Here is a 12,671-nt window from a genome sequence, read left to right as displayed (position 1 = left end):
ACCACGGCCCGAATTGCCTTAACGACAAAGCCGCCGGTGGGAACCGGCGGCTTTCTCGATCATCACTCGCACCTTCATGAGGTACTTATTACTCTAAGGCTCTCATCTGTGCGTGAACTTAGCCCCGCACTGGAGCTTGCCGATAGCTCCTCTTACTTAGTGGGTTCGAGGTGGTCGGTGGGGGTGTGGACGATGTCCACGAACTGCTCCGGGTCGTCCTCGGCGGGGACCCGGTAGGTGAACTCCTCACCGGTCAGGGTGGTGATGTGCGAGACGCGCTCGAAGAGAACCTTGCCGTCCTCGTCCTTGGCCACAATATGGCGGGTTGCTCCGTCCTCCGAGATGCTCCACTCACCTTGCATCTTGGGCTCGTCATCCAAGGTATACATCTGGAAGCTGCCGTCCTGGTTGAAGTAGGCGTAGCCAACGAAATTCGCGGCGCGTTCGTCGCTCAAGTCCACCTCTTGGCCGTCCTGATCCACGGCGCCGGTCGTTTCCCATGCGGTAGCGGCCAGCAGCTGAGAGGGGCTTTGCGTCGCGGAGGCCTCGGCGGAAGTGGTTGGCTGCTCGGAGACGCCCGAGGCGCAGGAGACAAGTAGGCCCGCGGCCAACAGGGCAGAACCCAGGGCGGTGGCGGTCTTGACTGGCTTGGAGCGGAAGTTCATCGGAGATCCTTCGTCGATCGGCAATAGTTGGCGGCCGCTCACCGTGCTCGGCGGGCCGCTTAGTATCTATCGTCGCCGCGAGGCGCAGTGCGTGGCATCGGGCAGTTGACCACGAAGAAATAGCCAATTGGGGGATCTTTGACCCGGCGGGGAGCGATGGCTTAACGACTGATGGCCCCGGTAACTACCGGGGCCATCAGTCGATCATCACTCGCACCTTCATGAGGTACTTATGACTATAGGGCTCGAGTCTGTGCTAATCCTTTGGGATTGGAGGAAACTAGCCGATAATCCTGTCTAGCTACTTGGCTCACCCACCGGAATTTCGGCGCTGACATAAACCTTTCCGCCGGACGCGAGGAATTCAGCCGATTTTTCTGCCATTCCGACCAGCGCCTGCTGTTCGGCGGCCGTACCGTACTCATTGCGGATGTCCTGGCTGATGCGCATCGAGCAGAACTTCGGCCCGCACATGGAGCAGAAGTGCGCGGTTTTCGCCGGTTCGGCGGGCAGGGTTTCATCGTGGAATTCCTGGGCGGTGACCGGATCGAGCGAGAGCGAGAACTGATCGTTCCAGCGGAACTCGAAGCGAGCCTTGCTCAGCGCGTCGTCGCGTGCCTGGGCCATGGGGTGGCCCTTGGCCAGATCTGCGGCGTGGGCGGCGATCTTGTAGGTGATCACACCCGTCTTCACGTCGTCGCGGTTCGGCAACCCCAGGTGCTCCTTGGGGGTGACATAGCAGAGCATGGCGGTGCCGTAGCGGGCTATCTCGGTGGCGCCAATGGCGCTGGTGATGTGGTCATAACCTGGAGCGATATCGGTGACCAGCGGGCCCAGCGTGTAGAACGGGGCACCATCACACAGTTCCTGCTGGCGTTCCACATTCTCGCGGACCAGGTGCAGCGGGATGTGACCGGGTCCCTCGACCATGACCTGCACGTCGTACTTCCAGGCGCGTTTGGTCAGTTCGGCCAGCGTATCGAGTTCGGCGAATTGTGCTGCGTCGTTGGCGTCCGCGATGGAGCCGGGGCGTAGCCCGTCGCCGAGGGAGAAGGCCACGTCGTACTTGGCGAAGATCTCGCACAGCTCGTCGAAGTGCTCGTAGAGGAAATTCTCCTTGTGGTGGGCCAGGCACCAGCCGGCCATAATCGACCCGCCGCGCGAGACGATCCCGGTGACACGATCGGCCGTGAGCGGGATGTAGCGCAAGAGCACCCCGGCGTGAATGGTCATGTAGTCCACGCCCTGCTCGCATTGCTCAATGACGGTGTCGCGGAAAATCTCCCAGGTCAGCGCGTTAGCCTCGCCGTTGACCTTCTCCAGCGCCTGATAGATCGGCACGGTGCCGATGGGCACCGGGGAATTGCGCAGGATCCACTCGCGCGTGGTGTGGATATCATCACCGGTGGACAGATCCATTACGGTGTCGGCCCCCCACGCGGTGGCCCACTGCAGCTTCGAAACTTCTTCGGCGATGGAGCTGGTCACCGCCGAGTTACCGATATTGGCGTTGATCTTGACCAGGAAGGCGCGGCCGATGATCATCGGCTCCGCTTCCGGGTGGTTGATATTGGCCGGAATGATGGCCCGGCCGGCGGCCAACTCGCTACGTACCTTCTCCACATCGCAGCCCTCGCGCAGGGCCACATAGCGCATCTCCTCGGTGATCAGCCCGCGGCGCGCATAGTGCATCTGGGTGACGCGCTGCTCACCGGTGGCACGCAACGGGGTGGGGCGCCGCCCGGCCCACTCCTCGCTGGCGGTGCCGCGGCGTAGCGCGGACTTGCCGTCGTCGAGCAAGTTGCGCCCGCGCCCGGCATAGTCCTCAACGTCGCCGCGTCCCCGGATCCACTGTTCGCGGAAGGGTGGCAGTCCCTGTACCGGGTCGCTACCGGGGCCACAGGTGCGGTACACCTGCAACGGGGGATTGCTTCGCCCATCGGGGGAATCGGCCAACTCGATTTCGGTGACCGGAACGCGCAGGTCACCCTCCTCGAGATAGGACAGAGAATGGGCAGGGTGCTGCTGAAATTCATTCATGGAATGAGCTCACTTCCTTCGCCGGCATTACCCGGACAGGTTCGACGGTCTCGAACAGCTACAGTTCGATCTCAGCCCGTGCTTACGGACACCCGTGTGGTCGCGATTACGCTAACACGTTCGGGGCGGTGCCTGGCAAGTTGGTGTCGGTCCGGGCGCGCGGTGGCCAGCGCGAGCACGTAGGCTTAACGGGACGTAGTTCCGCTCGATCAGCAAGGATGGCTCATGGCCGGCAAGAAACGCCAGGGTAAGAAGAACGCCGGAGCGGGAAACCCCGCCAAGTCGGCTCCGCGGGGGCGTAGCGTGCACCGGTTGCAGGCAGGAATCGCGCTCGACGCGCTACGTGATGACTATGCCCTGTGGGTGCGCGAACAAGCGCCGGGCTTCGACGAGTCGCAGGCGCAGCAGGTGGCCGAGATGCAGCTAGATGTCGTGAAGTCCGTGGGCGGCGAATACGCTCAGGCGGCCGGCAACGCTCATCTGCGCGCCATCGACCCGGAACTGTTCGGCGAGGTATTCGCCGAATTCTTGGTGTCGCTGCCCGAAGGGGTGGAGGTCGAGCCAATTTTCGGGGCGTGGATCGACTACCTGCAGTATCTCGCCGCCCGCGGTCTGTGGGAGGGTCCGCAGGAAGAGCTCGAAGCGCTGCAGGAGATCCTCGAATCCGCGCTGACCGGGTTCGCCGAGGATGACGCGGAGCTGGTGCAGTTGCTGCGCGGCACCGACCTGTACACGAAGGTCAAGGACCTCGCGCTGGCGCTCGGTGAGGGTGTGCACCTCGATGAATTCACCCGCGACGACAGCCCGGCCCGGGAACGGATCATGCGTTCGGTGGGTGTTGATCCGGCCACTACCAGCGGTGATGCGCCGGCTCCGGAGGTTTTCGCCCATGTCTGGAACGCCGCGGTGATGTCCGTGGTGGAACCCGGCGAAGAACTCGTCGTGCGCGATGAGGCGGCCTTCGCCAGCCTGACCGAGGGGGAGGCCGGCGACAGCGCCCAGGTGCTCTTCGAGATGGCGGTGGGCTGCGTGCAAAGCCACCTGTTGCCGCATCAGGACCTCAGCGAGCGCGACGAGGCGCACTACTTGATCTTGCGGAACCTGCTGGTCACCGCGGTGACCGGCAAGGATGCGGAGTTTGAGCCGCTGCGACGCAGCGTGGGCCCGAAGCTATTCGACGTGGTATTGCCCGAGGCGCAGGCCGCGTTGGCCTCACTGGCCGGTTTTGGGCTGTTGAGCGCCGCAGGCGATTCCTACGAGGTCGATGAACGGTTGCTGCCGGTCATTTCCGCCGGGGTCAGCGAGGCCGAAAGCCTCATCGAGGCCGCCGAATAGGCGGGGTCGAGCCTACTGTTCCCCGGCCTCCCAGGCGGCCAGCGTGGCGCGGGCCTGCCGCAGCACCGGTTCGTCGATCATCTGCCCCTCGAAGCTGAACACCCCGGAATTCTCGGTGGCGGCGCGCAGGATGCGCGAGGCCGCGGCGGCCTCCTGCGCATCGGGGTAGTAGGCCCGCCGAATGACCGGAACCTGGCTTGGGTGGATGCAGGCCTTGGCGGTGAAGCCGCTGGCGCGGGCATCCTGCGCCTCGGCAAGCAAGCCGGAGGTGTCGGGAATGTCCAGGTACACCGAATCGATCGCGGCCTTGCCGTGCGCGGCGGCATGTATCAGCACCTGGGCGCGGGCATAGCGGGCGATCTGACGGTAGCTGCCGTCGGTGCCGCGGGAGCTGGTGCCGCCGAGCGAGGCGATCAGGTCCTCGGCGCCCCACATCAGACCCACCACGTTGTTGGTGGCGGCGATGGCCGCGATATTGGCGATCCCGCGCGCGGTCTCGCATAGGGCGATGACCCGATAGTCCGGCAGCGCGGCGGGCACCGCACCGTCCTCGGTTTTGGCCAGCATCAGGGTGCGGTACTCGGTCTGCGTCAGGGCCCGCAGGTCGGCGGGGAAATGTCCGCTGATCACCGGGTTGATGCGCACGATGGTGCGTTCGGGATTCAGCGGGTGATCGATCAGCGCCTGCCGGGCGGCGTCCTTTTCCTGTTCACCGACCGCGTCCTCCAGATCGAGGATCACCGTATCGGCGCGTTCGGCCGCCTTGGCGAAGCGCTCGGGACGGTTGGCCGGGCAGAATAAGAGGGCCGGCCCCGTGGAGTATTTTGCATGTGTCATCGGCTACGCTCCTGAGCTTTGGCCGCTTCGTGGGCGGCGCGGGTCCACATCAGGCAGCTGCGGCTGGCGGTTGCCACGATGGTTCCCTCTTGGTTATAGCCGGTATGGCGCATCGTGGCAATGCCCTGCCCGGGCCGCGACGAGGAGGGCCGGACGGAGAGGATTTCGGTCTCGGTGTAGAGGGTGTCTCCGTGGAACATCGGGTGCGGGAAGGAAATGTCGCTGAGCCCCAGTTGCGCCACAATGGTCCCCTCGGTCAGTTGTGCCACCGACTGGCCGACCATCGTACTGAGGGTGAGCATGGAATTGACCAGTCGCCGCCCAAAGGGTTGGGCGCTGGCGAAGGCCTCATCCAAATGCAGCCCCTGCGTGTTCATGGTCAGCGTGGTGAACAGGACGTTATCGGCCTCGGTGAGGGTACGTCCCGGGCGGTGCACGTAAACGGTGCCGCTTTCCAGCTCGTCGAGGTAGCGTCCGCGCTGTTCGATTCTCTGGCTCATGACTGCTCTTCCACTGGTTCGACGGTTGCGATGAGTTGACCGGCGGTGACGAGGTCGCCGACCGCAAGCGGGCTTCGGCGCAGCACCCCGGCGATCGGGGCGGTGAGCTGGTGCTCCATTTTCATTGCCTCGATGGTGGCCACCAGGTCGCCGGGGGAGACCTGATGCCCCTCGGCGGCGCCCACCGCCACCACGGTGCCCGGCATCGGGGCGGTCAGTTGCCCGTTGCTGGTGCCCTCGCGGTTGAGACCGGCCAGTCGTTCGGCCAGCCGCTCGGACCGGCTGAGCACCCGCCAATTGCGGGTGTGGCTTCCGGCGCGGACCCATAGTTGCGAGCCCTCGCGCACGATGTGCACCGGCCGGGTGCGGCCGTCGACCGTCAAACGCTGTGCGGGGCCGTCAACGTGGTGCTCGCTGGGTTCGGCGCCCTCGGGGTGGAGCACCGCGTGCCCGTCCGGGCTCAACTGCACCCGGTAGTTTTGTTCGTCCAACGCCAGATGAACCGTGGCAGGTAGCGCCTGCGCGCCCAGCCGCCAGCCGTCGGCCGCCTGGAAGAGGCCGTCGCCGATGTTGCGCTGGGCGTGGACCCAGGCCGCGACCAGTACGACCTCCGCCGCCTCCGGTGCTCCGGGCTGCAAGGATTCCAGGGTGCGCTCGATCAGCCCGGTATCCAGCCGCCCGGCCTGCACCTCATCGTTGGCCAGCAGTGCGCGCAGGTAGTACAGGTTGCTGCGCACCCCGAGGATCAGCATTTCACCCAGCGCCCGGTCCAGTCGTGCCAGGGCCTGGGCGCGAGTGTCCGCCGCGGCAATCACCTTGGCCAGCATGGGGTCGTAGTCGGTGCCCACGATCCCGCCCTCGCACAAGGAGGAATCCACGCGGATTCCCGGCCCGGTCGGTTCGTTCAGCGCCAGAATCCGCCCGGCGGAGGGCAGAAAACCGGCCTGTGGATCCTCGGCGTAGACCCGCGCCTCGACGGCGTGGCCGACAAAGGCCACCTGGTCCTGAGTGAAGTCCAGGCGCTCGCCGGCAGCGATGCGCACCTGCCAGGCCACCAGGTCGATCGGGGCTCCGGCCACCTCGATGGCCGCCTCGGTGACCGGATGCTCCACCTGCAAGCGGGTGTTCATCTCCATGAAGTAGAAGTCTTCGGGCCGATCGTCGCTGACCAGAAATTCGACGGTGCCCGCCCCGGTGTATTCCACCGAGCGGGCCGCGGCCACCGCCGCGGCCCCGAGGCGTTCGCGGATCGCGGCCCCATTCGGTAGTCCCTCGAGCAGTGGAGCCGGGGCCTCCTCGATGACCTTCTGGTGGCGGCGTTGCAGCGAGCATTCGCGTTCGCCCAGATGCACGATATTCCCGTGCTGATCGGCCAGTACCTGCACCTCGATGTGTCGCGGCCGGGTGACCAGCCGCTCGAGAAGCAGGGTTTCGTCGCCGAAGGCGCTGCGTGCGGTGCGTCGGGCGCTGGCCAGTGCCTCGGGCAGGTCGGCCAGGTCGTGCACCGCCACCATGCCCTTACCGCCGCCACCGGCCGAGGGCTTGATCAGTAGCGGTGCGCCGATGCGCTCCGCCGCGCTGATCAGCGCCGCGTCGTCCAACCCCGGTTTGGCCACGCCCTCGGTGGTGGGGACCGAGTGGGCGGCCACGTGGTTTTTCGCGCTGATCTTGTCGCCCATCAGGTGCATGGAATACACGCTGGGGCCAATGAAGCTGATGCCGGCCGCCTCGAGCGCGGCGGCGAACCGCTCGTTTTCGGAGAGGAACCCGTAGCCGGGGTGGACGGCCTGGGCGCCGCTGGTTTTGCAGGCGTCGAGTACCGCCTCAATATTCAGGTAGCTCTGTGTTGCCGGTCCGGGGCCGAGCCGGATCGCCTCGTCGGCCTCGCGCACATGCAGGGCGGTGGCATCCGGGTCGGAATACACCGCCACCGCGCGGATGCCCAGGGACTTCAGGGTGCGGATGACGCGGACCGCGATTTCGCCGCGGTTGGCCACAAGTACCGTGTCGAAAGGTGGATTCTGCATGGGTTTCACATCCTGAACAGGCCGAAGTTGGTTTCCGGCAGGGGTTGGCGCGAGCAAAGGTCCAGGGCCATGCCAAGCACCCGCCGGGTGTCGGCCGGTTCAATGATCCCGTCATCCCAGAGCCGCGCGGTGGAGTAGTACGGATTGCCCTGATGTTCGTACTGCGCGCGCACCGGGGCGGTGAGTTCCTGCTCGGCCGCCTCGTCGAAGGAGCGGCCCTCGGCCTCGAGCGCATCGCGTCGAATGCTGGCCAATACGCCGGCGGCCTGGGCGCCGCCCATTACCGAGATGCGCGCGGCCGGCCACATCCACAAAAAGCGGGGTGAGTAGGCGCGCCCGCACATCGAATAGTTGCCGGCGCCGAAGGAACCGCCGATGACCACGGTGAGCTTCGGGACGCGGGCGGTGGCCACCGCGGTGACCATTTTCGCTCCGTGTTTGGCAATGCCCCCGGCCTCGTAATCGCGGCCCACCATGAACCCGGCCAGATTCTGCAGGAACACCAGCGGGATGCCGCGCTGATCGCAGAGCTCGATGAAGTGCGCTCCCTTGAGCGCCGACTCGGAGAACAGCACCCCGTTATTGGCGATGATCCCCACCCGGTGGCCGTGGATGCGCGCGAAGCCGGTGACCAGGGTAGTGCCGTACTCGGGTTTGAATTCGGAAAAGTCGCTGTCATCGACGATCCGGGCGATGACCTCGCGAACCTCGTAGGGGGCGTTGACGTCGACCGGCACGATGGAGGTCAACTCGGCCGGGTCGTACCGTGGTTCGCTGACCTCGGCCACCTCCCACACCGGGGGATGATCCTGCGGCAGCGTGGATACGACGTCGCGCACCAGTTCCAGCGCGTGCTCGTCATCCTCGGCCAGGTGATCCACCACCCCCGAGGTGCGGGCGTGCAGGTCGCCTCCGCCGAGTTCCTCGGCGCTGACCACCTCGCCGATGGCGGCCTTGACCAGGGGCGGGCCGCCCAGGAAGATGGTGCCCTGCTCACGCACGATGATCGTCTCGTCGCTCATCGCCGGTACGTAGGCGCCGCCGGCGGTGCAGGAGCCGAGCACGGCGGCGATCTGCGGGATCTTGGCGGCGGAGAGCGTGGCCTGGTTGTAGAAGATGCGCCCGAAATGCTCCCGGTCGGGGAACACCTCATCCTGCAGCGGCAGGTAGGCGCCACCGGAGTCCACCAGGTAGATGCACGGCAGCCGGTGTTCGGCGGCGACCTGTTGCGCCCGGAGGTGCTTTTTCACGGTCATCGGGAAGTAGGTGCCGCCCTTGGCGGTGGCGTCGTTGGCAACCACCATGACGCGGCGGCCGTGCACCAGGCCGATGCCCGCGATCACGCCGGCGGCCGGGCTGGCCCCCTCATACATGTCTTCGGCCGCGAGCGGCGCTAACTCCAGGAAGGGGGAGTCTTCGTCGAGGAGTCGTTGCACGCGGTCGCGCGGCAGTAGTTTGCCGCGGGCCACATGGCGCTCGCGGGAGGCCGGTGGGCCGCCGGCGCTGACGCGGGCCATGCGTTCACGTAGCTGTGCGATGAGTGTCTCGTAGGCCTGCCGGCTTTCCTGTTGGGCCGGGTCGCCGGGGGTGTAGGCGCTGGGCAAGAGGGGCATAACTTATCCTTGGTCGCTGAGCTCGTCGGTGGGTTCGCTGGCAAGTCGCACCGGGGGTGGTGGTGCGGGAAGGATGCTGTGTGGGTCGGCGTCCACGCCAAGTAGGGCGTAGGACATGGCCACGAAAGCGTGCTGGACCTCGGTGAGGGACTTGCGCCCGTCGGGCCGGTACCAGTGGGCGACGCCGGTGGACATTTCCATAATGGCCAGCCGGGCCAGGCCGAGGTCGGTGGCGTGAAAGTCGCCCTGCTGCGCACCGCGCTGCAGCACATCGGTGAAGAGCTGCTCATAGTGATCGCGAAGCGCCTGCATTTCGGCGCGCACCGGGGGCTCCAGGGCGCGCAGCTCGTGTTCGGCCACGCGGCAGGACAGCGGGTTGGTGGCGGTGAAACCGACATGGGAGGCGACCAGCCCGGCCAGCTGACCGGTGGGGGTCGTGGCGGCGGCGCAGGCGGCACGCCCCTGCTCGATCATGGTCTCCAGGCAGCGGCGCATGATCTCCACCAGAAGCTCCTGTTTGCTGCCGACGTAGTGGTACAGCGTCGCGGAGTTCAGTCCGACGGCCGCACCCAGTTCTCGGATGCCGGTGGCAGCAAACCCTTTGCGCGCGAAGCAACCCACGGCCGCGCGTTGCACTCGCCCTAGATCCATAGGTGCCACCCCTTCGTGGACTCGATCAATCGATTGACAGGCTCAGTACATCCAACTTTGGCTGTGATGTCAATCACTCGATTGATTTCTCTTTATGCTTATCTCATGACCCTGTTATCGACGAGCATGACGCAGCCGTTATGCACCGACAGACTTCAACTGCGCATGGCCACTGCGGCGGATGCGCCGGCGGTATGGACCTTTCGCCAATTGCCCGAGGTGACCCAATGGATCACCTCGGGGCCCACGACCTATGATGCGTTCCTCGAAATGTTCACCGACCCGCAACGCTTGGCGCGCACCCTGATGATCGAGCTGACCGAGGGCTCGGCGGCTCCGAAGGTCATTGGCGATGTCATGGTGCGCATCGAGGATGGCTGGTCCCAGACCGAGCTGTTGGAACCGGCTAAAAGCAGTCAGGCCGAACTCGGCTGGACCCTGGACCCCAACTATTCCGGCCGTGGCTATGCGACCGAGGCCGTGCGTGCGGTGATCGACCTCTGCTTTGGCCCGCTAGGTCTGCGCCGCGTCGTCGCGGGGTGCTTCGCGGCGAATGAGCCCTCCTGGCGACTTATGGAACGCCTCGGGATGCGCCGTGAGGAATATAGTCGCGCGTCTGGGCTGCACCGCAGCGGTCAGTGGATGGATGGGATGATGTACGGCATTCTCGCCGAGGAATGGCGTGAGCAACGCGGCGGTGCGTAATCTTTGCCTGAATCTCTCGGAGAGTGAGATTCGGTTTTCACATGGAGGTATTTTAATTCGATGATGGGTTTGGGTGGCGTAGCTACTTTCGTCGCTCACGTCGAAACCTCCAAGGAGTTAGCATGCCCAGCCACGCGCACGACCTCACTAACAGCCCAGCACCGCGCAACGGATCTGACCTGAGTCGACGCCGGATGCTCGCCGGAGTCGGCGGCCTGCTGGCGCTGGCCGGACTCGCCGCCTGCTCGGCGCCACAGGCAGAGCGGCAACGGGCTTCGGCCACCGAGGCGGACGAGGCACCGCGCACCACGGACGAAGCGCTGGCCCGGTTGCGCGAGGGCAATGCGCGCTATGTGCAGGGCACCGCCCAACACCCCCGGCAAAATGCCGAGGCGCGAGCCGCGGTCGCCGAGCACCAGCAACCGTGGGCGTTGATTCACGGTTGCGTCGATTCTCGGGTCTCACCCGAGCTGCTGTTCGATCAGGGGGTCGGCGATCTGTTCGTCACGCGAACCGCCGGTGAGGTGCTCGATGACACGCTCGTGGGCAGCATGGAGTTCGCGGTGGGCAGCCCCTATGAGGTGCCGGTGATTGTGATCCTGGGTCATACCGCCTGCGGCGCGGTCACCGGGACCGTCAAGGCGCTGGCCGAGAACCCGAAGGATCCGCAAGCTCCAGGAGAGATCGCGGACTTCATCGACGAAATTGCACCCGTGGCCCGCGAGGTCAAGCCCGAGGGAGACGAGGCGGCTCATATCGATAAGGTGGTGCGCGCCAACGCCGCCGCGGTGGCCGAAAAGCTCGTCGAACGCTCGGCCATCATTCGTCAGGCGGTTCAGGCCGGCCGCACCAAGGTGGTCGCCGCGGTCTACGACCTGAATACCGGCGAGGTCGAATGGGATGTAACCGGCTAGCTCGCGAGCGCGAAACGTGTAAAGAATTTGCCGATTTTTTTACACGTTTCGCGAATGTGTTAACGGGCTTTACACGTCGTGATGCTTTGAGAGTGAAGCAAGGAACCTATGGTTTATATAAAGGTTCTCACGTCCGACTCTCTGGCTGACCAGGTGGTTTTCGTCAGTCAGGGCACGGAGCCACTTGGTTGCTGTCGGTCTGGAAACGCTGCATCGCTCGATAACATCGGCAACGCGGCAGTAGGGGCGTTCAAAAAGGAGATCCAGCAGATCGGCGTCCGTGTTTCCTAGCGTCGCGCGAAGCTCCTCGCGCATAGACGACTGAAGGTCTTGAATGTGATCTATAAGCCCTAGGGTGCTTCTTGCGGTCATTTCGACTGCTCGGAGCATGTAAGTAATCCATTCCTCCCACGCGTTATCGCGCGTAACCGCCAATAGCCGGTCATAGTATTCGTCCTTGTGCTGGATGATGTATTTGGAGAGATAGAGAATGGGCTGCCGAAGTAGGTCGCGCTCAATTAAAAGCAGGACATTTAGTATTCTGCCTGTGCGGCCGTTCCCATCTGGGAATGGGTGAATGGCTTCGAACTGATAATGAGCTGCACACATGACTACTAGCGGATCCAAGTCGTCGTCATGGTGCAGATATTGCTCCCATGCCGCAAGTTTATTTGCTATTACTTCATGTCCCTCGGGAGGAGTGTAGCGCGCGATTCCAGTCGAGGGTTTGCCGATGTAGGTACCAGGTAGTCTACGAATTCCGGTTTGGTGGTTGTTGATTGTTGAACACACGGCAATGGCTGTTGTGGTGCTGAGCGGTCGGCTCTTGATGCTATGCAACCCTTTGAAGAGCGCTTCGCGGTATCGAAGGGTTTCCTTGGTTTCAGGCGAGGCGTGTTCTTCGACGGATGATGCGAAACGGAACAAATCATCGGTAGTCGTGACGATGTTCTCGACTTCCGAACTTGCCTGAGCCTCGAGTAGTGAAACGGCGCTGAGGAGAACGGCCGGATTGGGGATTCGATGGATGGCTTGGTCAAGCGCGGCGAGGGCTGCGCGCGCTGCAGTCGTCGCTTTAAGGACAGTCTTGGTTTCTAGCTCATCGCGGGGTGGGGGTGGGAGTTCGTTGAAGGGAACGTCGGGGAACCACATAGGAGCAGACTACGCGCGTTCACGCGAAACGTGTAAAGATTTCGCCGATTTTTTTACACGTTTTGGGAACGTGTCAACCAGCTTTACACGTTTTGCGGAATGCCGTAAGCGCACTGAAGTGCACTTTCTCGCCCGAGACGACCAAGGCCGGGAGCACCCGACACCCCGCAAATGCGGAGGTCGCAAGGTGGTGCGGCTCACGTAGACTGCTTTCTGGGAGCCAGCTGTGATG

The 12,671-nt window shown here is 64.4% G+C and carries 11 protein-coding genes and 1 riboswitch; of the genes, 3 read left to right on the top strand and 8 right to left on the bottom strand.

The features are described 5' to 3' along the window. Positions 1-152: 152 nt before the first annotated feature. Together ACJD00_RS15715 and thiC are read right to left on the bottom strand one after the other, a co-directional pair. Positions 153-665: a DUF4822 domain-containing protein gene (locus ACJD00_RS15715; protein ID WP_418907832.1), complete on the bottom strand. Its 513-nt coding sequence runs from the start codon at positions 663-665 to the stop codon at positions 153-155. 297 nt (positions 666-962) lie between these two features. Beyond that, positions 963-2,705, bottom strand: a complete 1,743-nt coding sequence (gene thiC / locus ACJD00_RS15710; protein WP_418907831.1) for a phosphomethylpyrimidine synthase ThiC — start codon at positions 2,703-2,705, stop codon at positions 963-965. Continuing rightward, positions 2,702-2,811, bottom strand: a riboswitch (TPP riboswitch). It overlaps the preceding gene by 4 nt. Before the next feature lie 119 nt (positions 2,812-2,930). Between thiC and ACJD00_RS15705 the strand changes: the two genes are divergently transcribed. Further along, the gene (locus ACJD00_RS15705) at positions 2,931-4,040 is read left to right on the top strand and encodes a hypothetical protein (RefSeq protein ID WP_418907830.1); all 1,110 of its coding nucleotides are present in this window, start codon (positions 2,931-2,933) and stop codon (positions 4,038-4,040) included. Positions 4,041-4,052: 12 nt separating this feature from the next. Here the strand turns inward: ACJD00_RS15705 and ACJD00_RS15700 are convergent, their stop codons facing one another. The 5 genes from ACJD00_RS15700 to ACJD00_RS15680 are packed head-to-tail and all read right to left on the bottom strand — an operon-like array spanning position 4,053 to position 9,668. Next, a complete protein-coding gene (locus ACJD00_RS15700; RefSeq protein WP_418907829.1) occupies positions 4,053-4,877 on the bottom strand; it encodes an HpcH/HpaI aldolase/citrate lyase family protein in 825 nt (274 codons plus the stop codon). Next, positions 4,874-5,377, bottom strand: a complete 504-nt coding sequence (locus ACJD00_RS15695) for a MaoC family dehydratase (protein WP_418907828.1) — start codon at positions 5,375-5,377, stop codon at positions 4,874-4,876. The genes ACJD00_RS15700 and ACJD00_RS15695 overlap by 4 nt, the downstream gene beginning before the upstream one ends. After that, the gene (locus tag ACJD00_RS15690) at positions 5,374-7,404 is read right to left on the bottom strand and encodes an acetyl/propionyl/methylcrotonyl-CoA carboxylase subunit alpha (RefSeq protein ID WP_418907827.1); all 2,031 of its coding nucleotides are present in this window, start codon (positions 7,402-7,404) and stop codon (positions 5,374-5,376) included. The genes ACJD00_RS15695 and ACJD00_RS15690 overlap by 4 nt, the downstream gene beginning before the upstream one ends. A 5-nt stretch (positions 7,405-7,409) precedes the next feature. Beyond that, complete coding sequence (locus tag ACJD00_RS15685; protein WP_418907826.1) at positions 7,410-9,017, bottom strand: carboxyl transferase domain-containing protein; 1,608 nt, start codon at positions 9,015-9,017, stop codon at positions 7,410-7,412. 3 nt (positions 9,018-9,020) lie between these two features. Continuing rightward, a complete protein-coding gene (locus ACJD00_RS15680) occupies positions 9,021-9,668 on the bottom strand; it encodes a TetR/AcrR family transcriptional regulator (RefSeq protein WP_418907825.1) in 648 nt (215 codons plus the stop codon). 105 nt (positions 9,669-9,773) lie between these two features. On the opposite strand from ACJD00_RS15680, the gene ACJD00_RS15675 reads away from it, so the two are divergent. Both ACJD00_RS15675 and ACJD00_RS15670 read left to right on the top strand, forming a co-directional pair. Continuing rightward, on the top strand, positions 9,774-10,373 hold the full coding sequence (locus ACJD00_RS15675) for a GNAT family N-acetyltransferase (protein WP_418907824.1): 600 nt from the start codon (positions 9,774-9,776) through the stop codon (positions 10,371-10,373). A gap of 122 nt (positions 10,374-10,495) precedes the next feature. Beyond that, entirely contained in the window at positions 10,496-11,287 is a 792-nt protein-coding gene (locus ACJD00_RS15670; RefSeq protein WP_418907823.1) for a carbonic anhydrase, read from the top strand. 69 nt (positions 11,288-11,356) lie between these two features. Here ACJD00_RS15670 and ACJD00_RS15665 read toward each other — a convergent pair whose 3' ends face one another. Further along, positions 11,357-12,439, bottom strand: coding sequence for a Fic family protein (locus ACJD00_RS15665; RefSeq protein WP_418907822.1), 1,083 nt, complete (start codon positions 12,437-12,439; stop codon positions 11,357-11,359). Positions 12,440-12,671: the final 232 nt, after the last annotated feature.

The organism is Glutamicibacter endophyticus (assembly GCF_048457885.1).
Taxonomy (GTDB): Bacteria; Actinomycetota; Actinomycetes; order Actinomycetales; family Micrococcaceae; genus Glutamicibacter; species Glutamicibacter endophyticus.
The sequence above is the reverse complement of the archived record's forward strand: the minus strand, read 5'-3'. Positions and strand labels throughout refer to the sequence as shown.